This is a genomic window from Haladaptatus halobius, assembly GCF_020618475.1.
Classification (GTDB): Archaea; Halobacteriota; Halobacteria; order Halobacteriales; family Haladaptataceae; genus Haladaptatus; species Haladaptatus halobius.
The window spans coordinates 1,433,434-1,459,809 of the sequence record NZ_CP085335.1; the positions used below are offsets into that span (position 1 = coordinate 1,433,434).

29 protein-coding genes, 1 tRNA gene and 1 pseudogene are annotated in these 26,376 nt (G+C 63.9%); 16 read left to right on the top strand and 15 right to left on the bottom strand.

The window, feature by feature from the left end; genetic code table 11:
* Window positions 1–20: 20 nt before the first annotated feature.
* The 8 genes and pseudogenes from LIW51_RS08135 to LIW51_RS08170 form a co-directional block, all read right to left on the bottom strand.
* The gene (locus LIW51_RS08135) at window positions 21–1,385 is read right to left on the bottom strand and encodes a dihydrolipoyl dehydrogenase (RefSeq protein ID WP_227376691.1); all 1,365 of its coding nucleotides are present in this window, start codon (window positions 1,383–1,385) and stop codon (window positions 21–23) included.
* 72 nt (window positions 1,386–1,457) lie between these two features.
* The gene (locus LIW51_RS08140; RefSeq protein ID WP_227376692.1) at window positions 1,458–1,757 is read right to left on the bottom strand and encodes a hypothetical protein; all 300 of its coding nucleotides are present in this window, start codon (window positions 1,755–1,757) and stop codon (window positions 1,458–1,460) included.
* 36 nt (window positions 1,758–1,793) lie between these two features.
* Window positions 1,794–1,940 (bottom strand): hypothetical protein, encoded by a 147-nt coding sequence (locus tag LIW51_RS08145; RefSeq protein WP_227376693.1) that lies wholly within the window; start codon window positions 1,938–1,940, stop codon window positions 1,794–1,796.
* Window positions 1,937–2,950: a DUF7972 family membrane protein gene (locus LIW51_RS08150; protein WP_227376694.1), complete on the bottom strand. Its 1,014-nt coding sequence runs from the start codon at window positions 2,948–2,950 to the stop codon at window positions 1,937–1,939. Before LIW51_RS08150 ends, LIW51_RS08145 begins: the two co-directional genes overlap by 4 nt.
* Window positions 2,943–3,158 (bottom strand): annotated as a pseudogene (gene sp36 / locus LIW51_RS08155) (Sp36 family protein). The gene LIW51_RS08150 and the pseudogene sp36 overlap by 8 nt, the downstream one beginning before the upstream one ends.
* Window positions 3,159–3,748: 590 nt before the next feature.
* On the bottom strand, window positions 3,749–4,156 hold the full coding sequence (locus tag LIW51_RS08160) for a GNAT family N-acetyltransferase (protein WP_227373544.1): 408 nt from the start codon (window positions 4,154–4,156) through the stop codon (window positions 3,749–3,751).
* Window positions 4,157–4,226: 70 nt separating this feature from the next.
* A complete protein-coding gene (locus tag LIW51_RS08165) occupies window positions 4,227–4,505 on the bottom strand; it encodes a helix-turn-helix domain-containing protein (RefSeq protein WP_227373545.1) in 279 nt (92 codons plus the stop codon).
* A gap of 112 nt (window positions 4,506–4,617) precedes the next feature.
* Window positions 4,618–5,496: an amidohydrolase family protein gene (locus tag LIW51_RS08170; RefSeq protein ID WP_227373546.1), complete on the bottom strand. Its 879-nt coding sequence runs from the start codon at window positions 5,494–5,496 to the stop codon at window positions 4,618–4,620.
* A gap of 144 nt (window positions 5,497–5,640) precedes the next feature.
* On the opposite strand from LIW51_RS08170, the gene LIW51_RS08175 reads away from it, so the two are divergent.
* Complete coding sequence (locus LIW51_RS08175) at window positions 5,641–7,638, top strand: right-handed parallel beta-helix repeat-containing protein (protein WP_227373547.1); 1,998 nt, start codon at window positions 5,641–5,643, stop codon at window positions 7,636–7,638.
* Window positions 7,639–7,656: 18 nt separating this feature from the next.
* Here the strand turns inward: LIW51_RS08175 and LIW51_RS08180 are convergent, their stop codons facing one another.
* Entirely contained in the window at window positions 7,657–8,118 is a 462-nt protein-coding gene (locus LIW51_RS08180) for a MaoC/PaaZ C-terminal domain-containing protein (protein ID WP_227373548.1), read from the bottom strand.
* 51 nt (window positions 8,119–8,169) lie between these two features.
* Here LIW51_RS08180 and paaI point away from each other — a divergent pair, with 51 nt between their 5' ends.
* Both paaI and LIW51_RS08190 read left to right on the top strand, forming a co-directional pair.
* The gene (gene paaI / locus LIW51_RS08185; protein ID WP_227373549.1) at window positions 8,170–8,562 is read left to right on the top strand and encodes a hydroxyphenylacetyl-CoA thioesterase PaaI; all 393 of its coding nucleotides are present in this window, start codon (window positions 8,170–8,172) and stop codon (window positions 8,560–8,562) included.
* Between the two features lie 174 nt (window positions 8,563–8,736).
* Window positions 8,737–9,639, top strand: coding sequence for a universal stress protein (locus LIW51_RS08190; protein WP_227373550.1), 903 nt, complete (start codon window positions 8,737–8,739; stop codon window positions 9,637–9,639).
* A 21-nt stretch (window positions 9,640–9,660) separates the two neighbouring features.
* Here LIW51_RS08190 and paaK read toward each other — a convergent pair whose 3' ends face one another.
* A complete protein-coding gene (gene paaK / locus LIW51_RS08195; protein WP_227373551.1) occupies window positions 9,661–10,947 on the bottom strand; it encodes a phenylacetate--CoA ligase PaaK in 1,287 nt (428 codons plus the stop codon).
* Window positions 10,948–11,057: 110 nt separating this feature from the next.
* On the opposite strand from paaK, the gene LIW51_RS08200 reads away from it, so the two are divergent.
* The 5 genes from LIW51_RS08200 (at window position 11,058) to LIW51_RS08220 (ending at window position 15,640) form a co-directional block, all read left to right on the top strand.
* On the top strand, window positions 11,058–11,483 hold the full coding sequence (locus LIW51_RS08200; protein ID WP_227373552.1) for a hypothetical protein: 426 nt from the start codon (window positions 11,058–11,060) through the stop codon (window positions 11,481–11,483).
* Between the two features lie 121 nt (window positions 11,484–11,604).
* Entirely contained in the window at window positions 11,605–12,771 is a 1,167-nt protein-coding gene (locus tag LIW51_RS08205) for a glycoside hydrolase family 18 protein (protein ID WP_227373553.1), read from the top strand.
* A 187-nt stretch (window positions 12,772–12,958) separates the two neighbouring features.
* Entirely contained in the window at window positions 12,959–13,519 is a 561-nt protein-coding gene (locus LIW51_RS08210) for a CE1 family esterase (protein ID WP_227373554.1), read from the top strand.
* Window positions 13,520–13,676: 157 nt separating this feature from the next.
* Window positions 13,677–14,945, top strand: coding sequence for a histidinol dehydrogenase (hisD, locus tag LIW51_RS08215; RefSeq protein WP_227373555.1), 1,269 nt, complete (start codon window positions 13,677–13,679; stop codon window positions 14,943–14,945).
* Window positions 14,946–15,073: 128 nt separating this feature from the next.
* A complete protein-coding gene (locus LIW51_RS08220) occupies window positions 15,074–15,640 on the top strand; it encodes a GNAT family N-acetyltransferase (protein ID WP_227373556.1) in 567 nt (188 codons plus the stop codon).
* Between the two features lie 52 nt (window positions 15,641–15,692).
* On the opposite strand, the gene LIW51_RS08225 is transcribed toward LIW51_RS08220, so the two are convergent.
* Window positions 15,693–16,877: a pyridoxal-phosphate-dependent aminotransferase family protein gene (locus LIW51_RS08225; RefSeq protein ID WP_227373557.1), complete on the bottom strand. Its 1,185-nt coding sequence runs from the start codon at window positions 16,875–16,877 to the stop codon at window positions 15,693–15,695.
* 191 nt (window positions 16,878–17,068) lie between these two features.
* On the opposite strand from LIW51_RS08225, the gene LIW51_RS08230 reads away from it, so the two are divergent.
* From LIW51_RS08230 to LIW51_RS08250, 5 genes are all read left to right on the top strand, one after another.
* Window positions 17,069–17,749 (top strand): four-helix bundle copper-binding protein, encoded by a 681-nt coding sequence (locus LIW51_RS08230; RefSeq protein WP_227373558.1) that lies wholly within the window; start codon window positions 17,069–17,071, stop codon window positions 17,747–17,749.
* Between the two features lie 58 nt (window positions 17,750–17,807).
* Entirely contained in the window at window positions 17,808–18,740 is a 933-nt protein-coding gene (locus tag LIW51_RS08235; RefSeq protein ID WP_227373559.1) for a metal-dependent hydrolase, read from the top strand.
* 70 nt (window positions 18,741–18,810) lie between these two features.
* Window positions 18,811–19,422: a hypothetical protein gene (locus LIW51_RS08240; protein WP_227373560.1), complete on the top strand. Its 612-nt coding sequence runs from the start codon at window positions 18,811–18,813 to the stop codon at window positions 19,420–19,422.
* Window positions 19,419–20,075 (top strand): DUF2238 domain-containing protein, encoded by a 657-nt coding sequence (locus tag LIW51_RS08245; RefSeq protein ID WP_227373561.1) that lies wholly within the window; start codon window positions 19,419–19,421, stop codon window positions 20,073–20,075. Before LIW51_RS08240 ends, LIW51_RS08245 begins: the two co-directional genes overlap by 4 nt.
* A gap of 45 nt (window positions 20,076–20,120) precedes the next feature.
* Window positions 20,121–20,321, top strand: a complete 201-nt coding sequence (locus LIW51_RS08250) for a dodecin (protein ID WP_227373562.1) — start codon at window positions 20,121–20,123, stop codon at window positions 20,319–20,321.
* 183 nt (window positions 20,322–20,504) lie between these two features.
* Here LIW51_RS08250 and LIW51_RS08255 read toward each other — a convergent pair whose 3' ends face one another.
* Together LIW51_RS08255 and LIW51_RS08260 are read right to left on the bottom strand one after the other, a co-directional pair.
* The gene (locus LIW51_RS08255) at window positions 20,505–20,873 is read right to left on the bottom strand and encodes a HesB/IscA family protein (protein ID WP_227373563.1); all 369 of its coding nucleotides are present in this window, start codon (window positions 20,871–20,873) and stop codon (window positions 20,505–20,507) included.
* A gap of 711 nt (window positions 20,874–21,584) precedes the next feature.
* Window positions 21,585–21,669: transfer RNA gene (locus LIW51_RS08260), tRNA-Leu, on the bottom strand.
* 88 nt (window positions 21,670–21,757) lie between these two features.
* On the opposite strand from LIW51_RS08260, the gene LIW51_RS08265 reads away from it, so the two are divergent.
* From LIW51_RS08265 to LIW51_RS08275, 3 genes are all read left to right on the top strand, one after another.
* The gene (locus tag LIW51_RS08265; protein ID WP_227373564.1) at window positions 21,758–22,564 is read left to right on the top strand and encodes an inositol monophosphatase family protein; all 807 of its coding nucleotides are present in this window, start codon (window positions 21,758–21,760) and stop codon (window positions 22,562–22,564) included.
* Window positions 22,565–22,652: 88 nt separating this feature from the next.
* Window positions 22,653–23,120: an Lrp/AsnC family transcriptional regulator gene (locus LIW51_RS08270; RefSeq protein ID WP_227373565.1), complete on the top strand. Its 468-nt coding sequence runs from the start codon at window positions 22,653–22,655 to the stop codon at window positions 23,118–23,120.
* Window positions 23,121–23,163: 43 nt separating this feature from the next.
* Window positions 23,164–24,297, top strand: coding sequence for a DUF63 family protein (locus LIW51_RS08275; protein WP_227373566.1), 1,134 nt, complete (start codon window positions 23,164–23,166; stop codon window positions 24,295–24,297).
* Here the strand turns inward: LIW51_RS08275 and LIW51_RS08280 are convergent.
* A complete protein-coding gene (locus tag LIW51_RS08280) occupies window positions 24,294–24,491 on the bottom strand; it encodes a hypothetical protein (RefSeq protein WP_227373567.1) in 198 nt (65 codons plus the stop codon). The genes LIW51_RS08275 and LIW51_RS08280 overlap by 4 nt on opposite strands.
* A gap of 97 nt (window positions 24,492–24,588) precedes the next feature.
* On the bottom strand, window positions 24,589–26,328 hold the full coding sequence (locus LIW51_RS08285) for a YcaO-like family protein (RefSeq protein WP_227373568.1): 1,740 nt from the start codon (window positions 26,326–26,328) through the stop codon (window positions 24,589–24,591).
* Window positions 26,329–26,376 lie beyond the last annotated feature (48 nt).

Consider the following 26,376-nt stretch of genomic DNA (forward strand, 5'->3'; position numbering starts at 1 on the left):
AGTGAGGTGGCGAGCGCAACTCACTCCACGTCCTCGAACGCTTTCAACACCACCTTGCTCAGCGCCGGATGAATGTGAATCGTCTCGGTCACGTCGCTGACGGTTCCCGACCCGCTCGCCAGTCCGAGTAGGACTTCGTGAATCAGCGTCGAAGCGTCGGGGCCGACGATGTGACAGCCGAGAATGTCGCCGTTGTCGGGATCGGCGAGCACTTTCACGAATCCATCTCGCTCTTTCTGCGCCTTGCCCATCACGGTGTCCGCGTAGGCGCAGCGACCGATGACGTACTCCCGTCCGGCATCTCGAAGGTCTTCCTCGGTCTTCCCGGTTGCGGCCACTTGCGGCGAGGTGAAGATGGCGTGACCCATGCTCGAATAATCGATGGCTTCGCGTTGGCCGTCGAGTGCATTCTTCTCGACGTACTTCGTCTCTCGATCCGCGGCATGCTTGAACTGGTAGTTGCCCGCGATGTCGCCCTGCGCCCAGACGTTCTCGGCGCTCGTCTCCATAAACTCGTTCGTCTCGACGTAGCCCCGGTCGTCGGTGTCGATTCCCGCGTTCTCCACGTCGAGTTGGTCGGTGTTCGGTCGCCGGCCCGCGGCGACGAGGAGACGGTCGCCTGAGACCGTTATCGTCTCGCCGTCGTCTCCTTCCGCCGTCACGGTTACTTCTCCTCCATCCCGCGACACCGACGTCGCCTCGTGTCCGACGTGAACAGTGTGGCGGCGACGCGCCACCTCGGTGAACGTCTCCGCGACGTCCCGGTCTTCGTTCGAGAGCAGGACATCGCTCCGCCCGACGATGGTTACGTGCGTCCCGAGCGCCTCGTAGAAGTAGCCGAGTTCCGCGGCGATGTACCCCCCGCCGATGACGACGAGGTGTTCCGGTTGGTCGTTGAGTCGCAACGCATCCGCGCTCGTGAGGTAATCGACGTCGTCGAGACCGTCGATTGGCGGAACGACGGGGCGCGCTCCGGCCGCGACGACCACCCTCTCGCCCTCGATGCGTTCGTCGCCCACCTCCAACGTCCGGTCGTCGACGAAACGCGCTTCGTCCCGGTAGAGCGTGACGTCGTCGCGCTCGCGGTGGGTACGTTCCATCTCGACCGACTGCTCGTCGACTGCGGATGTAACCTCGCGGACGATGCGCGGGAAGTCGATGTCGGTCGTCTCGGCGTTGACGCCGAACTCGCTCGCGCGCTCTATCGTCTCCGCGATGTCCGCGCGGTGAATCAACGTCTTCGACGGGTTACAGCCGCGATTCACGCACGTCCCGCCGAGCGGCCCGCGTTCGACGAGTGCGGCGTCCATCCCGCGTTCCGCGGCAGCGAGCGCGACCTTGTTTCCCGTACCGCCGCCGACGACGATGACGTCGAAGTGTTCCATGTTCTCTCACCCCCTCGGGCTACGGTCGATAGCCACAAAAACTCCCTCGGCCGTCGCTCTCCGGCAGTCGGGTCAGACGACTTTCTTCCCCCGAACCGCCACCGCGACTCGACCGACCGTCCTCCCGTCGAAATCGACCGCGGTGAGCGTCGCTCGTCCGACGGGGAGGAACACCGTCTTCTTCGTCTGTCCGCTCCGAACCGCCGTCGTATCGAACTCCGTTCCGTCCTTACGGACGACCGTCAGACCACGGACGCCGAGTCTCGTCGTCGCCGCCCGCGTGAGTTCGACGCTCGCCGCCGCCCGACCGCTGGCCCATGGTTCGCTGACGGACACGCTCTCGAACACCTTCGACCCGGAGAGTCCGGACACCTTCGCGGTCGGCCCGAGCGTGAGACAACCGCTCGTCTAGGCGATTCCGACGGCGGCCACCGCGCCGAGTAGCGTCCGCCGCGAGAGGTCGCTCGACGCGGCGGAGCGGTCGTCCCCCCGCCGAACCGTCGTTCGTGGGTTCCAGGCCGCGTCGTCCGGTGAGTCTCGGTCGTTTCTGGTCATCGTTGTGAATCTCGCAGGATGAGCGGGCCGACGGCGAGCGTTCGTTTTGCAACCGTCGCGATTCGTAGGATGTAACTGACGAGCAACATGAACGGAACGAGCGTGATCGTGAACGCTCCGCTGACGACCAAGAGGATGTCCGTGAATCCGAATGTGGTGCCGCTGAACGTTCCGCTCCCGACGAACGCGAGCATCGCACCGGCCACGAACAGCGCGGGAATCGCCGCGTAGAGGATTAACTGTGAGAGATCGATGAGCGCCCACTGGAAGTAGAGCGTCTTGATGTGCTCGCGGGCCGGCCCGAACATCGACAGCGACGTTTTCAATCGGTCGAACAGCCGATGCTGTCCGTCCGTGAGATCGGCGGCGTAATCGTCTCGCATCCGCTCGACGTGAAATATCTTCCACGAGTAGTTGAAGTTGAGCGCCGCGAACAGCACGTCGAACGTGCCGAACGTCGCGCCGTCGAGTTGCTCTTTGACCGTATCGGCGTTGCCGGTGAGGCTGTCGATGAACTCGTCTAGCTCCGCGCGTAGCTCCTCGTTTCCGTCCTCTGTGACCGAGTTTTTGAGCTCGTTCGCCCTGCTCTCGGTCGTGTCGATTATCGACAGGAGGAACGTCGAGGGGTCGGACGGCGTCGTGCGTCCTACCATCTCCCCGACGAAGTTACGAAAGTCCATCGCGTTGCTCATCCGTTCGCGTTGGTCGCCGAGCGGGCCGTTTTCCTGCGAGATGACCAACTGGCTGATGGTGACGACCAGCGTCGTGCCGGTGATGTTCGCGCCGATCATCGTCGAGAACATCGTCTCGATGGTGTCCGCCTGCGCGATTTCGGACTTCAGCGGCGGGTAGAGGAACGTTCCGGCGAGCACGAACGAGACGAAGAAGATGGACGCTATCGCCCCGGTCACGACGAGGCGTCTCGCGCCGAGGAGGAGCCAGAGCTTCGCGCGACTCTCGCCCGCCCGTTCGCGCATCGTGTTCGCGGTGCTGATCTCGCTGTCACTCATGCGCCGAATCGTCGTCCGCCTGCGTCGGTCGCTTGAACACGAGGTACTTCGTTCCGCCGCCAACGTACTCGATGGTCTCGGCCAGTTCCCACCCCTCTTTCCCGAGGTCGTTTAGTTCGTTGACCGGGTCGATGGACTACTTCTTCGTACTCCCACGGGGCGGTCTGATCGTCCGATACTCCCACTGGTCGGGCGCGCGTCGCGTCATCGCCGACATCCACGAGAGCGGCGGCGTCGCGTCGCCGACGAAGCCGAACTCGGTCAGTAAGCTCCGGGGAAGATCGCCCTTGGCGACGGCGAGAAGATCCGAATCCGCGTGGTCGGCGATGATTCGCTCGAAGAGTCGAGCGAGGGCACGGGTTCGTCGTTCGCTCCCTACCAGCGGAACGACGTCCGCGAGTTGAGTGACGGCGACGCCGTCGGCCGTCGTGCGGTTTCGGACGACGACTCCGGCGACGGGTTCGTCGCCCCGCGAGGCGACGTACGTGGCGCGGTTCCACGCCGGACTGGCGAAACGCCACCGATAGAACGTCTCGTCGCGCAGCGCGTGAACGCCGTCCGGGGGACGCTTTTCGTACAACTCGACGAGGACCGATCCCCGAGTTCCCGAGTATCTCTCGATCGAGAACCCCGCTGACGCTTTCGCCGAGGTGCGACGAAAACCGTGAACGTCGCTCGTGAGCCGGATGGCCGATTCAGCGAGACGTGACGAAATCCGTCCGTCGCCGGTGAAAAATGCCGACGGATGCTGAATCCGGTAGTACGTTACCCGGTCGCCGACGATCTGCCATCCGAATTTCAGATACCCGGTCTCGATTGCTGGTTCGGGAAGTTGAAAAAGAAGGCGGGTTCGCGGCTCGTGTAGTGGTCGATCGCACGCTCGATCATGCGGGTGAACAACCCCCGACGACGATGCTCCGGATGAACCATGGTATCGGCCGGTTGTAACGCGAGCACCGTCTCGGAGCCGGCGCGCATTCGGAACGCGAGAAACGGTCGGGCACCCACGATGTCGCCGTCGTTTTCGACGACGAGTATCGGAATGTGATTCACGTAGGGATTGTTCACGTATTTCCACGTGAACCAGCGTTCGTCCCGTTCTCGGTGCCAGACGGCTCGATCGAGTGCGAGGAAATCGGATACGTCGGCATCCTCGAACCATCGCACGACGTATGCATCTTCGGCGCTGCTGTTTAGCGCGGACATCGCGTCACGAACACAGGATTACGTGGTTTCGCCTATAGTTATGCGGTGGAAAGTGACTAACTGGTCGACACTACTGCGCTCGATCGGGTCGTTCGACGGAATCGATTCCGAGTTCGTTCCTGCCGAGATAACGGTACGAATTTCGTTCGTTTCGAATGTCGTCGCGCTCCCGCAGGACTCGAAGGGTGCTGTACAGCTCCATGTATCGGATTCCTAACGCTTCGTGTAGCTCCTCTACCGTCGCCTTTTCGACGATGTTCAGGTAGAGGTACACCAGTTTCGTCCGCGGCGAAGCGAGTTCTACGAGCGGAGCGACTCCCAGGTCGTGTCGAACGAAGTGTCCGGCCATTGAGGGCGCCTATCTTCCGATTCACTTCTTGTTATACGCCGCTTGAAAGACGCGTTCATCGCACCTTACCCGAATTCGCCGCATAGGCACGACGGACGACGACGGATGGTGCTCAGTACAGGTCGAGGAACTCCTCTGCGTTCTCCCACAGTATCTTGCGCTGTACCTCCTCCGGGAAGTCGAGTTCCTCGAATTGGTTCAGCCACTCGCCCGGCCGGATCATCGGGTAGTCGGTTCCGAACATCACCTTGTCCTGCAACAGCGTTCGCGCGTAGTGGAGCACCTGGTCGTCGATGTACTTCGGCAGCCAGCCCGAGAGATCCATGTAGACGTTGCCTTTTTGCTGGCAGATGGCGAGTTGCTCCTGTTCCCACGGGAACGCCGGGTGTGCGAGGAGAATCTGTAGGTCGGGATGCTCGGCGGCCACGTCGTCGATGAGCATCGGATTGCCGTACTTTATCTTCAGCCCTCTGCCGCCGGGACTGCCCGCGCCGAGCGTCGAGTTCCCGCCGTGGAAGACGACCGGGACGCCGAGGTCTTCGATGGTCGAGAAGAGTTCCTCGTGTTCGGGGGCGCTCGGGTCGAACCCCTGTGCGATCTGCTGGAACTTGAATCCTGAGAGGTTGAGGTCTTCGACGACGCGCTCGGCCTCCGCAACGCAGTCGTCTTTCAGTGGGTCGACGCTGCCGAACCCGACGAAGAAATCCGGATATTCGTCGCGGATTTCGGCGACGTAGTCGTTCGGTACCGGCGGGTTTCCGGTGTTCGTCTCGGCGTCCCAGCCGAGCAACACCGTCTTCCCGATTCCGGCCTCGCGGTACTCGGAGACGAGCGAGTCGTAGGTGTCCGTCTCCATCTTCGCGCCGAACTTATTCGCGGCGTCCTCCATCATCTGCCCGCCGGCGTCTTCGAGGAACTCCTTTGTCGGCTGGTGGGCGTGCGTGTCGATGGCGCGCGGTTCGTCCTCTGCGGCGAGCACGTCGATAGGCATACCGGAGAGTACTCGCATCGTCCTCAAAAAGATAGGCGAATCGAATCTTGTTTCAGTTCGAAATTATTCCGAGCAATTAGATAACATTTTTAATAATATTTCCGCTAATAGAGTTTATTAATTCACCTGGTCGTACGTTCGTATATGTTCAGATCATCCGAACGGACGACCGAAACGTCCGCGACCAACAGACGGTCGTATCTGAAGCTCGCGGCCGGATCGCTGATCTCCGGCGTCGCGCTCGGTGGGGCGTCCGCGGTGACCGGCGGGTCGACGAACGACGTTCGAAAGCAAACCGTCGACTCGGCGGTAACGACCGACGATTTCCAGTTCGACCGCGTGTACGACGTCGTCGACGACCTCGGGATGGATCCGACCGGGCAGGAGGCCATTGACGACGCGCTTCAGAACAACGTCCGGAGCAACACGAAGTTGGAGTTTCCGCAGGGCGAGTATCGGGTCGCCGACCTCACGTTCGACTTCGGAAACGGACTCCACGACTTCGGGATGGTCGGCGTCGAACCCGGCGCGACCATCGTGCTCGACACGACCGACGACGTCATCGGGAACTCCGGCGCGTACTGGTTATCGCTCGGCGGTTCGGGATCGTCTAACCTCCTCTACGAGGGGCTCCGGCACGACGCGGGCGGCGCTCCGGAAGCGCCGCGGATGCAGCTCGTCGTCGACGATGGACTCCTCGTTCGGGACGTGCTCCATCGCGGACGCCACGGCGGTTCGAAGGGGCCGTTCCTCTTCGGGGTTCGAAGCGGGTCGGGAACCGGGCTCGTGGAGAACCTCCGCGCGCCGGACGGGGCCCCCGGCGGAAGCGGGGCCGTCGGAACCTTCGTCGAGATGAACACGACCGGCGAGTTGGAGTTCCGGAACTGTCATCTCGCGGGGTTCCCGAACAACGGGCTCTACCAGTCGAGCAAGAGCACCGGAACCGTCCGGGTTCTCGGAGGACTGTATCGGAACAACAACATCGCCAACGTTCGCCTCGCGGGGTCAGGCGGCGAGGTTCGCGATTGCTGCGTGGTCGTCGACGCGTCGCATTCCGACCCGGACTTTCCGACGAACATGCGAGGCGTCTGGTTGCTCGGACGCGACGCCACCGTCGAGAACTGCGACGTGACGCTCACCGCGGACACCGTCAGCGACGGCGGCATCCTCGTCGCCGGAAGCGGAACGCACGAGATACGGAACACGCGAATCGCGGTCGACACCGACGAAACCGCGGCGATGTACGCCGCGCCGCCGGAGACGACACCCGCCCCGGTGCGCTGCTCGAACGTGCGGGTGACCGGCGACGCGTCGCATACCTCCGGCGGATATTCCGGCAGCGCCGCCCTCCGAGCGCACGGCCGTCCGGGTTCGGTGTTCGAGTCCTGCTGCGTCGAGCAGACCGGCGCCGACCGGGACGGAATCCTGTTACAGTACTGCGACGCCAGCCGAATCTTGCGGTGCTCGTTCGACGTGACTGACGACCCTGTCGTCCTCGACCACTCCACCGGCGTCACCCGTCGAAACAACGATACGGGTTCGGCGTCGTGTGCGTCGCTCTCGTGTTCGTACACCCCGACGACGACGGTCGACGGATTCGAGGACGGTACGCTCGCCGAGTACGAGTTCGACCGTGGCGAGTCGGGTACGCGCGTCGTTTCGACGCCGACCGAGCGGGGCGGGAACGCCCTCGAAATCGGCGGGACGAACACCGAGATGATCAGCGTCTCGGGGTTGCCGACCTATCCGCAGGCCGGCGACACGTTCAGTTACCGGATTCGCGGCGACGGAGGGGCGGAAGACGGTAACCTCTCGTACGGCGTGCAGGGTCACGACGACCGCTATTTCGTGCGGGTTGATTTCGCCAACGACGATCTGATTCTGTTCCGGTACGAGAACCGGACGGCGCACCGACTCGACTCGGATTCGACGGGGTACAGTCTCTCGCAGGGGTCGTGGTACGAACTCGTCGCGGACTGGAGCGCGGACGGCGGTCACATGGTGACGCTCCGCGACGCGGACGGAAACCGCATCGCTCGCGTTTCGGCGACCGATTCCGCGTGGTCGGACGGAGGCGTCGGCTACGACGCGTACCTCGGCTGCGGAGAGCGCGTCTACGTGGACGCCGTCGGCATCAAGTAGCGGAAAAGAGGACGGCAACTATTCGCGTCGCTTGATGAGGAACTTCATATCGCCCTCGAAGACGACGGTGTCCTCCTGGTTCGTCATCGTGGTGTCGATGACGACGAGGCCCGAGTCCTCCCTGCTGGAGAGCGCTTTCGTCTCGGTGACTTCCATGTCGAGCGAGATGGAGTCGTCCATGCGAACGGGCGCGGGGATGTCCATGTAGTTCATCCCGAGGAACGCGAGGACGGTGCGCTCCAGGAACCCGCACCGGTAGACGAAGCCAGTGGCGAGGGAGAACGTCATCGGTCCGTGGGCGACGCGCTCGCCGAAGTACTCGTCCTCCGCGTAGTGTTTGTTCGTGTGGAGTTCCGTCCAGTCACCCGTGAACGCGGAGTGCATCACGAAGTCGTACTCGGTGACGGTTCGACCGACGCTCTCGAACGTCTGGCCCTCCTCGAAATCTTCGAAGTGGTGGGGTTCGTAGCTGTAGGGCATGGACGAACCCACTCGGGTAGAATATAAGTAACTACTGCACCGACGCCATCTATGGCCGATATTACGGACGACCGACGCGAGAAAATCGCCGCCGACCCCTTCTGCGCGACGCTCGGAATCGAGCTAGCCGACCTCGGGCCGGGCACCGCGCGAACCGAACTCACCGTCACAGAGGAGTCGCTGAACTTCCACGGGACGGCCCACGGCGGTGCGGTCTATTCGCTCGCGGACGCGGCGTTCGCGGCGGCATCGAACTCCGAGGGCGAGACGGCGCTCGCGCTGGAGACGAACATCTCGTACCTCGCCGCGGCGGAGGTCGGCGAGACGCTGGTCGCGCTCGCCGAACGAGAGCACGAGAGTCGAAGCACCGCGTCGTACCGAGTGGACGTGACCGCCGACGGAGAAACCGTCGCCGTCTTCCGAGGGCGCGTGTACAAACAGTAAATAAACAGACATTTTCCGCTTCGTCGAATCGCTCACCGACCGCCTCGGATTCTCCGTTCCGTCGTGCGAAACGTTCACAACCTCGAACTGAATCGATTCACGATAACCGCATTAGATTCGGGAATGTGAAAGTTAACCCTACGCTTTATACGGTATCGACAAGAGCCATGAGTTATGAATGTGAGTCCCACACCGTGGACTCCTTCGCTCCTGTACGCGGAGGGCGGTGGTAAGGCCACCCGGCGAAACGTCGTCGTCCCGCTGTCGGACGGAACGGCCGACGAGCGAACCGTCGAACTCGCCGCGTCCCTCGCCGCCGCCAGAGACGGCGAAGTGATACTCGTCAGTGCCGTGGTTCGACCGTCCGGAACGCCGCTGGACCTCACCGACGAGTTGCTGGACGAACATCGAATGGCGGCCCGGCAGGTGCTTCGCACGTCGCTCGACTCGGAGACGGAGGTACGAACTCGGGGGACGGCCCGAGCGGGCCGCACGTTTTCCGCCATCGTCAAGGAAGCGAGCGAGGATTTCTCCGCGGGTGTCATCGTCTTGGACGAGTCCGAACCGGCCACCCCCTTCGGACGACCCGTCTCCGCGCGCGTCGCCGGAAACGCCGATGGCGATATCGTCACCGTCGGCGGAAAACACGCCTCGTCCACCCTCTCTTCCATCCTCGTTCCGGTCGCCGGAGGCCCTCACTCCGGGTTGGCCGTCGACGCGGCTCGAAGTATCGCCGAGGTACGCGGCGCGTGGATAGAGCTCCTCCACGTGGTCGAGGAAGGTGCCGAAGACCGAGAACGCGACGACGCGGAAGAGTACGTCGCCGCGGCCAGAGAGCGACTCGGCGAGTTCGACGACGTGGACACGTGGGTGCTGGAAGCCGACGACACCGCGGACGTCATCGTCGAACAGTCTCGGTACTACGACGCGACCGTGATGGGCGCGCCGCAGAAGAACAGGCTTCGAGAGTTCGTGTTCGGTTCGACCACCGACGACGTTCGGTCGGAAGCGCACAACACGGTCGTCACAGTCGAACGCCCGCACGAGCGCGATTCGCTTCTCGGCGGGTGGCTGTAGGTTCGCCTCTCGCCGGTCGCGTCAGCGGTGGTCGTACACGCGCTTTACCTTCCCGACCTCGGTTCGATCGATAGCACCCGGCTCGACCACTTCGAGTTCGTCGGGCGTCACGTCCAGTATCTCGTCCAGTCGAACGCGAATTCGATCACGGAGTTCGTCGGGTGAGTCCTCGAACTCCTCGTGGTACTCGACGGTTATCTTCATGCGGTCTAAGTTTCCGTCGCGCGTCAGGTCGATCCGGTAGTGCGGCGCGACGGCGTCCAGATCGACCATCACGTCCTCTATCTGGCTCGGGTAAACGTTTACCCCGCGGACGATGAGGAGGTCGTCCGCCCTGCCGGTGACGTTTCCCATCCGAACCGCGGTGCGCCCGCAGTCGCATTTCTCGTAGGTTAGACTAGTCATGTCGCCGGTTCGGTAGCGCAGGACGGGCAGCGCCTCCTTCGTCAAACTCGTGAGGACGAGTTCACCCTCCTCTCCTTCGGGTAGCACCTCGCCCGTCGCCGGGTCGATGATCTCGGGGTAGAAGTGGTCTTCCCAGACGTGGAGTCCCTCCTGAACCTCCGCGCACTCGATGGAGACGCCCGGTCCGATTATCTCCGACAGGCCGTACACGTCCACGGCGGTCACGTCGAGCGCGTCCTCTATCTCCTCGCGCATCGGGTCGGTGAACGGTTCCGCGCCGATGACGACCGTCGAAAGCGCGAGGTCGCGTGGGTCGATTCCCCGCTCCTCGGCGGCCTCGACGAGATAGAGGCAGTACGAGGGCGTGCAGGCGAGCACGTCGCTCTCCAAATCTCGGAGCATGTCGATCTGTCGGGCGGTGTTACCGCCACCGACCGGGATGACGCACGCGCCGAGTTCTTCGACCCCGTCGTGGAAGCCGAGCCCCCCGGTGAACAGACCGTAGCCGTAGGCGTTCTGGACGACGTGGCCGGGTTCGACGCCCGCGGCGGCGAGCGAGCGGGCCATCACCTCGCGCCAGACGTCGAGGTCGGATTCAGTGTACGAGACGATCTTCGGCTTCCCGGTCGTCCCCGAGGAGGCGTGGATTCGGCGTATATCCTCGCGGGGTACTGCGAACATCCCGTCGGGATACTCGTCGCGGAAGTCCTCCTTCGTCGTGAACGGAAGGTGGGAGATATCTTCGACGCCCTCGATGTCGTCCGGCGAAACGCCCGCATCGTCCAGCGCGTTTCGATAGAACGAGACGTTCTCGTAGGCGCGCGCGACCGTCTCGGCGAGTCGTTCGTCCTGAAGCGCCCGTAGCTCGTCCCGTGACGACATCTCGGTGTCACTGTATGCCATGCTTGTCGACCCTTCGGAGAGGGGCGGCAAAACTGTTTCTCGATTTTTTCACCGACCGGTTCCGCCAATCGACTGAACGTTTATCCCATCTGGCGTTGCACGTCGAATAGATGTCAGCTCTCTCGGAACGGCTACTGTGGGGTCGCCCGGAGCGCAGAGCGCGCCACTGGTCGGTCTTCGTCGGCGGATTTGCCGGCGTCATCCTCGTCCTCTTGTTCGTGGTGTCATTCGGAGGCGGTCGTAGTTCGGGTCTCGTGTACGACCTCCTGCTCCCCGCGGCGTTCTTCTACGCGCCGCCGGTCGTCGCCGCGCTCAGTGCGGTTCGGGGCGGGGGACTGCTCGTGAGCGTCGCCGTCGGCGTGGTTCCCGCGCTCTCGTTCGGGGTCGTGGCGCTGCTTCGACGGGTCATCACCGGAACCGCGACGGGGGAATCGCCCCTCTGGGCGCTGATGGTCGCGTTCGGCATCGTGGGTTTGGTCGGGGCGTCGGTCGGATTCGCGTTCGGACGGGGTACGGTGCGGCTTCTGGAACGGTGAATCAGGGGACGGTACTCCGCTCGGGAAAATTGGTCGAACGACCATTGTATCTCTGTTATCAGGGATTAATTATAATGATAGGTAGTTTGTTTATAGGGTGGTACTCCGTCGCACATTACGGATGACCAACGAAAACGTGAACGCTGGCCGACGAAGATACCTGCGGAGCGCCGGACTGCTGGTGACGACGCCGCTCGTCTCCCGAACGGTCGGAGCGAGTACCGACGATGACGATGCCGAACCCGCAACGGACAAGCGGGTCGTCGGATACTACCCCTCGTGGGCGGGCGACTATGCGCCCCGAGACGTGCCTTACGACGACCTCACGCACCTCAACTACGCTTTCCTCGAAACGGAGTCGAACGGCGAGGTGAAACTCGCCGTCGCCGGGGACTACGCGCCCGAAGTTCTCCGACGGTTCGAGACGCTGACGCGCGAACGGCCGGACACTTCGTTCATGCTCTCGATCGCGGATTTCGGCAGCAACATGTCCGACGCCGTCTCGACGGCCGAGGGCCGTGAGCGGTTCGCTCGAACCGCCATCGAACACCTACGGGAGTACAACTTCGACGGCATCGACGTGGACTGGGAGTATCCGGACGGGTCAGTTCGGGAGGACGACCCCCGGAACTTCACGCTGCTCCTCGAAGAACTCCGGCGACAGTTGGACGACGCGGAGCGCGAGGACGACGAAACCTACGAGTTGAGCATCGCGGCGGCGCCCATTCCGTCGAACATCGACCCGCTGGAGGTCGACAAACTCGACGACGTGTTGGATTTCGTCAACGTGATGAACTACAACTTCTACGGTAGTTGGAGCTCCGCGACCAACTTCAACGCGCCGCTGTACGCCGCCTACGACGACCCGACGTACTGGCAGCGCCTGCTCACCGTCGACCATTCGATGCGGTACTGGGCCGACCAGCCGATAGCGCGCGACAAGGTCGTCCTCGGAACGCCGTTCTACGGGTTCGTCTTCAAGGGCGTGCGAGACGAAAATCGGGGGCTGTTCCAACCGTTCGACAGCGCCGACACTCGAACCTACGAGGACATTCGGAGCCTGAAGACGGAGCCTCGCTACGTGAAGCACTGGCACCCTCGGGCGCGCGTGCCCTGGCTGTACTCCGCGGAGGACGACACGTTCGTCACCTACGACGACAGACACTCCACGATGGAGAAGGCGAAGTACGTCGAACGAAACGACTTCGGCGGGATGATGTGTTGGGAACTCTCCCAAGACCCTAGCAACAGTCTCGTCGGCGCGATACACACCGTTCTGAACCGATAACGCGACCCGCGACGCGAACTTCGGCGGTGCGTCGACGTCTCAGGGTCGTCGAAACTCGCCGTGCGTTCCGACCGAACTCCGACACCCGAATTTCCTTCTGGCGTCCGAAGAGGCGCTCGCCGGTGTATTTTACATATATATTTGGTGTCATATTTTGGCAGGGAACGTTGGTACGACATGGCATAGCATGAACTTCGACAGACTAACATTCCTGCGATCGGTCGGCGCGGCGGGCGTCCTCTGCGGCACGGGAACGGTCGCGGTGGCAGGAACGTACCAACTACTACAGCGGCTTCGACTACTGGAAGTACGTGCCCGATTCGGTGGGCGCGAACGCTCCGCTCGTCGTGATGCTCCACGGTGTTCCCAAGACGCCGACCAGTTCCGGGTGGAGACCCAGATGAACGGGGTTGCAGACCGCGAGGGGTTCGTCGTCATCTACCCCGACCAGTACAACGCCCTCAACGGCACGCAGTGCTGGAACTGGTTCTACGACTCCAACACGATATGGAGAAACGGCGAGGCGGCGGTCATCGCCGGGATGACGCGGGAGACTGTGAGCGCCGAGAGCTTCAACCCGCGGCGCGTGTACATCGCCGGTCTCTCCGCGGGCGCGGCGATGGTGTCGAACGTGCTCGCGGAGTACGCCGACGTCTACGCGGCGGGCGGCGAGTACACCGCACCGGGCGGACCCGACACGAGTCGAATTATGTGGGACTTCTTCGCGCAACACACGAGGAGCGGATGACACTGGAGCCGGCGCTAGCGAGCTAAAATTCCGGAGACGGCGGTATCAGGGTTGATAACGCAGGTGGTTTCGTAGGTGCACCACCAACCGAATCACCGCAACGAAACCGCCGTCCTAGAGCGCAAACCGTTTTTCCGCCCGCTCCGAACACCGATGCATGAATCCGAAGCCGATAGCTGACCTCGGGCCGGACGAGCGACGCGCGCTGTTCGACCGCGACGCCGGAATCGAGAGCGTCCGCGGCGACGTGCGCGACATCATCGACCGGGTGCGCGACGAGGGTGACGTGGCAGTCCGCGAGTTCTCCCGCGAGTTCGACGGCGTGGAGGTCGGGAACATCGACATCACCGACGAAGCCGAGCGTGCGTACGAGGAGATCGACGACGAGGTGCGCGCGGCCATCGAGGACGCCGCGAAGAACATCCGTGAGTTCCACGAAGCCCAACTGCCCGAGGATTGGCGCGCGGACTTCGACGGGCGCGAACTCGGACGCCGATTCCGACCCGTCGAGCGCGTCGGGGTGTACGCCCCCGGCGGAACCGCCGCGTACCCCTCGAGTGCGCTGATGGGAGTCATCCCCGCGAAGGTGGCGGGCGTCGAACAGGTGGCGGTCGCCACCCCGCCCGGCGATCCCCAGAATCCCATCACGCTGGCCGCGATTCACGCCGCGGGCGCGGACAGGGTGTACCGCGTCGGCGGCGCGCAGGCCATCGCCGCGATGGCCTACGGAACCGAGCAGATCGACCGGGCGCAGAAGGTCGTCGGTCCCGGCAACCGCTGGGTCACCGCGGCGAAAGCCGAGGTGCAGGGCGACGTCGCCATCGACTTCCTCGCCGGTCCGAGCGAACTGCTCGTCCTCGCCGACGACTCCGCCGACCCCGCGCACGTCGCCAGCGACGTAGTCGCACAGGCCGAACACGACGAGGACTCCCCGGTGGTCACCGTCACCGACGATTCCGACTTCGCCGAGGCCGTCGTCGAGGAGATCGACAGCCAAGCGGGCCGACGCGAGCGCGAGGAGATCATCCGCGCCGCGCTCGACAACGACGCCAGCGGCGCGTTCGTCGCTCGGTCGATGAGCGAAGCTATCTCGTTCGCCGAGGAGTACGCGGCGGAACACCTCGTGATTCAGGCCGAGAACGACGAGGAACTCCTGCGTCGCATCGACAGCGCGGGGAGCGTCTTCTTGGGTTCGTACACCCCCGTCGCCGCCGGCGATTACGCCTCCGGAACGAACCACGTTCTGCCGACGACCGGACTGGCGAAGATCACGGGCGGACTGTCGGTCGACACGTTCCTACGCTCGACCACCGTGCAGCGTCTGGACGAGGAGTCGTTGTCGAGTCTCGCGGAGACTATTACGACGCTCGCCGAGGCCGAGGGGCTGGAGGCGCACGCCGAAAGCGTGCGAAAACGGTTCGAATAGGAGTCCCTCGTTCGCCGTTTCGACGCGACCACGGCACCGGTAGACGGGCGATTCGTCGCTCGGAAACGACAACACGACCGTAACTTCGATGCAGAAGATACTTATCAACCATCCTGATTGATGTACTCATGCCAGGAGCACGCATCGAGCGCGGCGAGCGAGTCACGCTCCGGACGCTCGAACGCGAGGATATTCCGTTCCTCCAGCGCGCCTACGCCAACCCCGAGATTCGCTACCCGCTCGGCACTCCGCTCAAGAACGAAGAGCAGCTCGTGGAGTGGAACGACGACGAGGATACGGACCAGTTCCTCGTCTGTCTCGACGAGGACGACGCCGCCCCGGGCCACCCCGACGAAGACGACGTTCGGCCGGTGGGTGCGGTCTTCGTCGAAGATGCGAGTTGGCGACGACCCGAACTCGTCTATTGGCTCGTTCCGGAGGTTCGCGGCGAAGGCTACGGAAAGGAGGCCGTCTCGCTCGTCATCGACTACGTCTTCCGGGTGTACGACCGTCCCGCCGTTGGCGCGGGAGCCTACGATTTCAACGAGGCCTCTCGCGGCCTGTTGAAGTCCCTCGGGTTCGCGGAGGAAGGGCGCATCCGCAAGGATCGGTTCATCGACGGCGAGTACGTCGACACGGTCAACTACGGACTGCTCCGCGAGGAGTGGCGGACGAGGGACGAAGAATCGCACTGAAACGGACCGAACTCGACGCAGCGTTCCGCGTCTCGGCGAAGCGGAAGTCCGCTTACTCTCCCAGTGCCCGACTCGTCGCCGAGAGGCCAGCCTCCACGTCCACGTCGGCTCCCTGTTTTCGCAGCGCGTCGCCGAGCGCACTCACGAGATACGAAACGGTCTCGGGGCGCGCGGAGTAACCCATACAGCCGATTCGGAAGATTTCACCGTCCAGGTCTCCCAGTCCGGTGGCAATTTCGAGGTCGTACCGCTCCAGCAGGTACTCCGTCACGTCAGTATCGGTCACGCCCTCGGGGACGCGAACGGCGTTGAGGCTCGGGAGCCAGTGCTCCTCGGGCGCGTTCATCCGGAGGCCCATCGCCTCGACGCCCGCCTTGAGCGCCCCGGCCATCTCGCGGTGGCGCTCCCAGCGCGCTTCGATACCTTCCTCGCTGACGAGGCGAAGCGCCTCGCGGAGGGCGTAGACGTTCGTGATGGGGGCAGTGTGGTGGTACGAGCGTTCGTCGCCCCAGTAGCCTTCGAGCAGGCCGAGGTCGAGATACCACGACCGGGGCGACTCCTCGCGCGTGAGCACCTTCTCCATCGCGCGGTCGGAGAGGGTCAGCGGACTGGCGCCTGGCGGGCAGGAGAGACACTTCTGCGGCCCGGCGTACGCCACGTCGATGTCCCACTCGTCCACCCGAAGTTCGACGCCGCCGAGGGAGGTCACGCAGTCCGCGATTACGTAGGCGTCGTGGTCGTGTGCGATGGAGGTGAGTTCCGGGACGTTCGGTTGCAGGACGCCCGTACTCGTCTCGGCGTGCACGAATCCAAACACGTCCGGCCGGTGTTCTTCGAACGCGGCTTCCACGTCGACGGGGTCGAGCGGTTCGCCCCACGGCGCGCCGACGTGGACGATCGTCCCGCCCGCCCGCCTCGCCATCTCCGCCATCCGACCGCCGAAGTAGCCGTTGGTCGGGACGAGCACGGTGTCGCCGGGTTCGACAACGTTGCCGATGGCGGCTTCCATCGACGCCGATCCCGTGCCGGACACCGGAATCGTCCACTCGTTGTTCGTTCTGAACGTGTATCGGAGGAGCGCCTGCACCTCGTCCATGATATCGACGAACGACGGGTCTAAGTGGCCGACCAGCGGCGTGCTCATCGCACGGAGTACGCGGGGATGTACTTCGCTCGGGCCGGGACCGAGCAGCGTTCTGTCCGGTGGTGTCAGCTCACCGACTGTCGGATTTTCCATACCTCCTCGTATCACTTGCGGTCACAAAAATCCCGTCGTCCCGGCATCCTGCGCCCAACGAACCGTTGAATCGGACAACGCACCGTTTCTCCGGTCGAACGCCCGGCGAACTATCCAAACGGTCGCCCCGGTTTATTCGAACTATCGGCGTATACCGGGACGACCCAGCGCGTTGCTGGGTGGAGATTACCATGGCACGACAGAGACCGATGCAACACTCACAAGCACAGACCGGATATCAACGGTCCGGCCAACCGCAGCAACAGCAGTACGGGCAGCCGCAACAGGGCGGTCAAACGTCCACGGGCCAACGGGGAATCGGTCAACAGGGCGGCCAGGGGGGCGGTCAGCAGTACGGCCAGCAAGGGGTCGGCGGAGGGATGTCTCAGCAGGGCGGGCAGATGTCCCAGCAGAGTGGTCAGATGACCCAACAAGGTGGCCAGCAGATGACACAGCAGGGCGGCCAGTTCGAAGACCAGTTGCCGGGCGAGATGCGAATCGCCCTCGAAGATTTCGAGAAGGCCGCGCAAGTGTGTGACTGGTGTGCCGACCAGTGCATCGACGAAGGACCGCAGATGGCCGAGTGTATCCGGCTCTGCCGCGACGTTGCGGATCTCGGTACGCTGAACGCGCAACTCATCGCCCGCGATTCGGTCTTCGGGCCGGAGCTCGCGGAGGTGTTCGCGCACGCTGCCGAGGAGTGTGCGGACGAGTGCATGCGACACCCACACGCGCACTGTCAAGAGTGTGCGTCCGTGCTTTCCCGAGCCGTCGATTCGACATATCGTCTACTCGATCAGATCCAGACGGGACAGACCGGACAGATGGGAACGTCCGGTCAGCAGTCGTCCGGCCAGCAACCGCAGCTCTAACGGTCGGTCTCTTTTTGGAGAGAGAAGCTTATACCCACCGAACGCGAAGTCGAAATCCATGATGGTCGGCCACGCCCTGTTAGCTTTCGCGTTGGCTGCGCTAGTCGCGTCCCGGTTCTGGCCCGCGGAGCGCGCGTTGGCGTTCGGTGCGGTCGCGGGGGCGTTCGCCACGGTTCCCGACGTGGATATGGTCTATGCGCTGGTCGGACTCGCACAGGCGGGATTCGGCGACGTCTGGCAGATGACCGCCGCGTTCTGGGGCAGTTCGCAGCTCGTCCACCGAGCCGTGACGCACTCGCTCGTCGTCGGCGCGGTAGCCGCCCCGGCGTTCGTCTGGGCGACCCGCGACCGCCGCCGGAAGACGCTCGCAGCGGTCGTCCTCGCGGCCCTCGTTTTGATATCCCTGTTGCAGAGCGGTGTCCTCGGCGCGGGCGTCATGCTCGTCTTCGTGTTGGTGAGCGTGGCGGTCGCGCAGGTTGCCGCCGCGCGCACCGACCTCGGGCCGCGAGCACTGGTCGTCGCCGCGGCGTTCGGGCTCCTTTCGCATCCGTTCGGCGACCTGTTCACGGGGGAACCGCCGCAGTTCCTCTATCCGTTCGACGTGGTTCTCCTCGATTCTCGCCTCGCTCTGCTCGGGGACCCGACGTTGAACCTGCTCGCCATCTTCGTGCTGGAGTTGGCGACCGGTTGGCTCGCGGTGATGACGTACTTCCGCCTGCGCGACGAGCGGCTTCGCAAACACGTCCACGGGCGCGCCGCGCTCGGTGCGGGGTACGCGCTCGCCGCCCTGGTGTTGCCCGCGCCGACGCTCTCGGTGTCGTACCACTTCGTGTTCTCCGTGCTCGCGGTGGGTGTCGTCGGCGTCGGGCCGCAACTCCACCCGCGGCGTCCGTTCCGTCCGGTGCGCGACCCGCGGTCGTGGGCGTGTACCGGAATGGCGGCCGTTACGCTCGCAATACTGGGATACGCGGGTACGTATCTCGTGGCCTAACAGGTTGCTCGCCTCCTACCGGTTCTCCCCTTTCCGACCTTTCTTATCGGTGGCTCACCTATCGAACGGTATGGCACAGCGAACCGGTCGGTTGGACGCACTCGTGGAGGACGAGCGCGTCAATGCCGGGTTGTCGTGGCTGCTCGTCGGCTTTCTGCTCATCGTCGTCGCAGAGAGCCTGCTGAGTGCAGACCTACTGTGGGCCGTGTTCGTCGGATTCGTCGCCACGCTAGCGGTGATTCCTCCGCTCGCCTACCGGAACGCGGAAGCGATGCTCCCGTGGGAGGTGCTGGTGCTCGGAGCGCTTCCCATCCTCGGGCGCGCGCTCGCCACGCTCGCGCTCACGAGCCGGTTGGCGACGTACCTCTCGGTGGCGGCGCTTGCGCTCGTCGTCGCCGTTGAACTTCACGTCTTCAGCCCGGTTCGGATGACCCACTGGTTCGCCATCCTCTTCGTGGTCATCACGACGATAGCGACCGCGGGCGTCTGGGCCATCGTCGAGTGGCTATCGGACGTGTACCTTGGCACGCAGTTCATCCATAGCGAGCACCTGCTGATGTGGGACTTCGTCTACGCGACGGTCGGCGGCCTGCTGGCCGGAGTCGTCTTCGAGGTGTACTTCCGGCGTGTCGTCCCGGTCGAAACGCGCCTGCCGACCGAAGTGAAGGAGCGGGTTCGATGAGGGTTCGTGAGCGCCTCGGCATCTCGGATCGAAGACAGCGACAGCTGACTCGCGCGATGGAGTTGAGTCTGATCGGCATCTTCTTCGTCGGACTGGACAGGGGCAATCTCGGCATCGTAATCAACAGCGCCATGGCGTTCGCCATCACGCACGTTCCGGCGATACTCGAACGCGACTACCAGATTCCGATGGACGCCGGGCTGACGCTGTGGATCACGACCGCCGTCTTCCTGCACGCGGTCGGAACCCTCGGACCGTATCAGAACGACGCCTGGTTCTGGTGGTGGGATCACGTCACCCACGTCCTCTCAGCGTCGCTGGTCGCCGCGGTCGGCTACGCCACCGTCCGGGCCATCGACGCCCATTACGACGACGTGTATCTCCCGCCGCGATTCATGTTCGTGTTCATCCTCATGTTCGTCGTCGCGTTCGGCGTCATCTGGGAGGTCATCGAGTTCGCCGTGAGCGGACTGGCGAGTATACTGGGCGGACGGGCGGTACTCACGCAGTACGGTCTCGGCGATACGATGCTCGACCTCATGTTCGACACGGCGGGCGGTCTCATCACGGCGATCTGGGGAACCGCGTATCTCGCCGACGTGGTCGGGGCGCTCACGGAGCGCCTCGACGGTCGCAGGTCAAAGACGGACTGACGGCCGATGCGATTTTCACTCGCGGCGAGGAAACGAAGACACGCCATGGTGTTCAAGAAAGTCACCCTCATCGGAACCAGCGGTGAGAGTTTCGACGCGGCCGCCGACGATGCCATCGACCGAGCGGAGGAGACGATCTCCAACATCAAATGGGTCGAAGTGGATCACCTCGGAGTCGAACTCGCCTCGGTCGACGGTCGGCAGTATCAGGCCGAGGTCACGGTCGCGTTCGAACTGGAAGAGTAGGGCGAGGTCGAAGAGCGGTACCGAACTCAGAGGGCAGCGACGACGCCGACGAGTAGTTGCGAAGGTGGAGTGATGACAGAGTTGGAGAGTAGCGAGGACGGAGAGTAGCGGCGAAGTGAAAAGTAAGACGAAAACTCTCCGAATCGTTCTTCAGTGAGGCGGGCCGAACCGTCGAACACCGATTCAGGTGCGGAAGCTTTCGCCGCAGCCGCACTCGGAGACGACGTTCGGGTTGTCGACGTGGAAGCCCGCACCCTGCAACCCCTGTTCGAAATCGACGACGCTTCCTTCGATATAGTTCATGCTCGCCGGGTCGACGAACACCCGCAGGTCGTGGTGTTCGAAGACGGTGTCGTCCTCCTCGGGTTCCCCATCGAACCGCATCCCGTAGGAGAGACCGGCACATCCGCCCTGCTGGACGAACAGCCGCAGTCCGGCCACTTTCGGGTCGAGACCCTCACTATCGAGCAGGTTCAGCGCCTGCTCGGCGGCGTCCTCCGTCACCTCTATCTTCGGGAGTTCCTCCCCGTTCGGTGCGGCGTCTGTGCTCATAGGTGTTGGTTGTCGGCCCGGCCTCATATAACGTTCGCCTACGACATAGAATGTGGATTGTTGGGGGAGCGATTTTTAATCACGGATAGCGCCAGCTCGACCGTGACGACGTAGAACGTTCTCTTACGCGCTGGTTCTGGCAACATCGCAGTGACGGAGTTCCAGAAAGCCCTCAGACGCTTTTCAAAATCAGCCACCTCAGGGAGTTTGTCCTCGAAAGCCCCGGGGACGCTCGACTCGCGCGGCACGCGTGAGCGACGCACACGAAGACCTCACGGAGGCACACGGAGTGCGCCTCCGCGATGGCTGCCTTTTCAGCCGCCGAGCGTACACACTCACCGTTCACTGCGAATCGCACTAGCCTGTCCATACCTTCTCCTGGCGGACTGAAAGGGTGAGGGTGGTACGCGAAGCACGACCCCGTAAGCACCACAGGGCGGGCGCAAAGCGCCCGTCCGAGGAGCGCAGTAGTGGGCGCACGAGTGTAGCGTCCGAGGGCTTTCCGGGATAACGTGTTCGGCCCGTTCGATTCGGCGGTCGTTGAACGATGAGAAACCCCTTGGGCGAAATCACGGAACCTAATCACGGAGCGACCGCTGGACACTCGTCGTCTCGTCGTCAGAAGGTTTTTGCGAGAGCCTGTGTGGTGGCCCTTCGAGGTTTTGCGAGGGAAGAACGCTCCGATGCGGTCTTCCTGCACTCGGTTACGAGTGCGAGGGAAGGGATTTGAACCCTTGGACCTCTACAGGAGCGGATCTTGAGTCCGCCGCCGTTGGCCGAGCTTGGCTACCCTCGCACGCAACTCCTACTCCAACGCGGGTAAGTTAAAACGTTCCGAATCCGAAAACGACACTCCTTTTCCACCCCGCCGCGCCACTCGAACCATGACCGACGAAGCGAGCCGAGTCGAACTCGCGGAGCGAGCCGCGAGCGCGGGGAGCGAGATTGCCGCCGAGGAATTCCGCGCCGACCTCGCCGTGGAGACGAAATCGAACAAGACTGACGTGGTGACCGAGGCCGACCGCCGGAGCCAACGCCGCGTCATCGAGGTCATCCGCGAGGAGCATCCCGACGACGCCGTCGTCGGCGAGGAGGACGACGAACTCAAGGAGGTTCCGCCGGAGGGCAACGCGTGGATAATCGACCCCATCGACGGGACGAACAACTTCGTCCGGGGGATTCCGATCTGGACGACGAGCGTCGCCGCGGTGCGAGACGGCGAGGCGGTCGCCGCCGCAAACGTCTGCCCCGCGCTCCGCGACACCTACACCGCGGGACCCGACGGTGCGTTCCTGAACGGCGACCGACTCGCGGTCAGCGAGTGCACCGACCCCGAGACGTTCACGGTCGCCCCGACCATCTGGTGGGATTTCGACCGCCGGGACGAGTACGCCGCGACGGTTCGATCCATCGTGGAGCGATTCGGCGACATGCGCCGGTTCGGCTGCGCGCAGATCGTCCTCGGGATGGTCGCCAGCGGTGCGCTGGACGGAACGGTGACGAATGTCGTCCCGAACCCGTGGGACACCGTCGCGGGCGTCTACATGGTGCGACGGGCGGGCGGGACGGTCACCGACATCCACGGCGAACTCTGGACAACCGAGAGCAGGGGACTCGTCGCCTCGAACGGTACCGCTCACGACGAGGTGCTCGCCGCGGCTCGCGCGGCCGAAGCACATTGTGGAAAATAGGACGACCGTCATCTCTGATTCGGAATACTGCAACAGGACTCCGCCGAGTGTGTGAGGATATTTATTACTGGGGCATTTCGGTAGCGATATGAAGCTGGATGATACGGACCGCGCTATTCTAAACGCACTCCAAGCAGACGCCCGAACCCCGTTCAGCGAAATCGCCCGCCAAATCGATATGTCCAGCGCGACGGTTCACGACCGAGTCAACCGGATGGAAGATGCGGGAGTCATCACCGGCTATCACGCGAGCGTCGACCCGAAGGAAGTCTCGCTCGGTATCTCCGCGTTCGTCGGTCTGCGAGTCGAACAGGGCCGCGAGAAGGACACGCTCAAGAAACTCGAAGAGATAGACGGGATTCAAGAAGTTCACCTCACGACCGGTTCGTGGGACGTGATGGCCCGCGTTTACGCCGAAGACGCCGACAGCCTCCGCGAGTTGATGTTCGACACCATCGCCCAGATGGATGGGTTCGCCCGGTCGCAAACCATGGTCGTCCTCGGGTCGCCGTACGAGAGCGACGAACTCCCGCTCGACGGCGCGGTCGAAGAATAGCCAGACCGGAAATATAAAATCCGCTCGCTCCGGTGCGTGCGATATGGATACCGCAAGCGAGGGTCTCGACAACGAGCGCACGTGGGCGGGAGCGGTCGCCGCCGCCATCGTCGCGCTGGTGGGCGGCGCACTCGTCTTCCCGAAACTGGTGTACGACGGCTTCATCTGGCACTACTTCTGGGGGCCGGTCGTCGCTGACGCGAAGGGCGCATCGTGTGCCGTTCGCGAGAGCGGAACGACGAAATTTATCTCCGACGCAGAAGCCTGCGCGACCGCGCCGGAACCCGTCGCCGTTCCGGGGTACACGCTCGTCTCCGAGGTCGGGTACGCCGTCACGCTCATCGTCGCGCTCCTCGGCGTCGTCTTCCTCCTCCGACGACTCGACGTCGGTCGAGAGAGGAGTCTCTTCTACGCCCTGTTTCCCTTCATGCTGTTCGGCGGCGCGCTCCGCGTGGTGGAGGACGCGAACGACGCCCTCCGGCAGGCCGGAGCCGAGGCGATTCCGTTCCCGTGGAACACGCTCATCATCAGCCCCATCATTTACTTCACCGTCTTCTTCGTCACGCTCGCGGCGCTCGTCGTGAGCGTCGCTCTCGCCCGGCGGGGCGTCTTCGAGGAGTACGAATACTCCCTCGCGGGAATCGGGACGCTCGTCCTCGCCGCCACGATAGGTTATCTGTTCTTGCTGGCGCTCACGACCGGAAGGGTCGGCCTCCACCCGCAGGTGTTGGTCGTCGTCCTCGTCGGGGCGACGCTGGTCACGGCGGTCGTGTGGTGGGGAATTGGACGCTACGTCCCCGAAATCAACGCCGGAACGGGGTTCATTGGCGCGGTGATAATCTGGGGCCACTCGGTGGACGGGGTCGCAAACGTCGCGGTGCTCGACTGGGCGGGCGCGCTCGGACTTGAGGGAGAGTACGGCGCGAAACACCCGGTTAACGATGCCATCATCAACATCACGTCGTCGATGCTCCCCGAATCCGTCACGTCGGTTATCGGGACGGCGTGGCCGTTCCTGCTCGTCAAGATCGTCGCCGCGGTCGCCGTCGTTTGGGTGTTCGACGAGCAAATCTTCGAGGAGAGCCCGCGCTACGCCATCTTGTTGCTCATCGCTATCCTCGCAGTCGGTCTCGGGCCGGGAACCCGCGACATGCTCCGAGCGACGTTCGGAATCTAAGAAAGCCGCTCGAGCGTCGATTCCGGGAAGTATCGCTTACCGCAGTTTCGACACGTCGCGACTTCAACCGACCCGGTGTCGGGGAAATCGAGATGATCGGCAGGGACGCGCTCTTTCGACAACGGTGACCCGCAAGTCGCGCAGGTCAGGTCGTACTCCGTCGTCATACTGACATCTGCGTCGACGTGTGACACGATCCATACATTATTAATTATCCACCTCTACGTGAAGTAGAACGCTCTCTCGATATAAATACTATGTGCTTCGATAGCACGTTTCAAGCGGATAACATTACGGATACGGGTGCACTTCTCGCTCGGGTCGCGGTTCGAACCCGAGTTCCTCGGGCACGGCGCGGGCGCGTTCGCCGAAGAACGGCTTCCCTGTGAACAGCGGTTGTGCTTCCGGCGCGAGTACGCGAACCGCCTCGAAACCCAGTGACTCCACGTCGCGGGTGGTGAGGCGCGCGCCGTACACGTCGAACGCTTCGCTCACCCGTGAAACGACCGCTTCCAATTCTTCGACCCCGTCCGGAACAGCGTCTTCGACGTTCGCGCTCGGAATCGTCGTCGCCGGTGCGACGAACTCGCGGGTCGCCCTCTGAAAGTCGGCGTAGTCCGCGATGGCGCCCTCGGCGTCGCCCGCCTCGTCTCTCCCCATCAGTTTCAGTTCCGTCCAGTTCTGGAGCGCCTCCGCGAGCGCGGATCGGGCCGCGGCGTCCGGGTCGAGGTTCGCACCGGAGCCGAGGGCGAATCTCGGCCAGTCGCCGTCGCGGTGCACCGCGACGGCGACGACCGGAACGTCCACGTCCTGCGTCACCAGCAGCGCGGTCACGTCGAGGGACTCCGCCCGCGCCCGCTTCACCAGCGTCTCGAAGCCCGCGTCGTCGACGTGCAGGCCGAGGGGTTCGAAGGTAGAGTACCACGCGAGCATCGTCGCGTCGCGCTCGATCACCTCGTACAACCCCGATAGTAGGGCTTCCGTCGTCGAATTGCCCAGTCCCAGTCCCGTCGTTATCGGGGGTTTGAACCCCCGGGTCGGCGGCGGGAAGTGGACGAATTCCGCGGGCAGATGAACCGGCTCACCCGTGGCGAGATTCCGCCCGGACGCCCACGGGAGTTCGTCGTTCCCCGGTTCCTCCCACCCCGGCGGTCGGACGAACACCGTCGGTGGAATCGCGTCCCCGAGTTCGGACGAGCGCGCCACCGCGAACTCGGATTCGCGGTAGACCCCCGCGCAGTAGCGTTCCATCGCCTCGCCGAGTGCCTTCATCAACGCTTCGTCCCACTCCGCGGAGACGCCCGCCGCCTTCTCGGCGGCGCGCGCGTCGCTGAATTCCGTCGTATCGCAGGTAGTGGCGAGGTAGTACGGTACCGGGAATGACGCCACTTCGCCGAGCGACCGAACGACACCGACGCGCTCGTCCAGCGCGACTTCCGCGCGTGCGACCGCGTCGTCCAGCGTGCGCTCCGCGTGGTCGATGCCGAGCGCCCGGTCGCGGGCGTCTCCGCAGGTCGAACACCCCGGAACCGGCAGCAGCCGTCGCTCCGCGTGGGGAAGTTCTACGACGCCGCCGAGCACCGCCGATTCTCCGCCTGAGCGGACCGCCACTGCCTCGCGCCCGGCCAGCGCCCCGGCGAAGCGCGCGGTTGCTCCGTTCACGTCCGCGTTTCCAGCGTCGCCCGCGTCGTCGATTTCGTCCGCAACACCGTCTTCGCCCGAGTTCGCCGCGACTCGGGTACGCAAGCACTCGAAACACGCCGTCTCGGGGGCGAACCCAGAGACGGCGGCGTCTACGTCCGGAAGCGCGTGACCGCCGACGCCCCCGAGTTCGACGGCCAGCCACGGCGTTCCCGACCGGTTCGAGCGCGTGAAGACGTTCGAACCGACGTCGCCGACGACCACGGCGAAATCGGCGTCGCCCACCTCGTCCGGGTCGAGTTCCGTGACGGTGCCGTCCGCGTCCGCGAGTGCCGCGACGACCGCATCGGCCGCAGGGCCAGTGCCGACGACACCTAGCGCGTTACTCATGTGCGGGACGAGACGGCCCGGTGGCAAAAACGCGACGGATAGCTACCG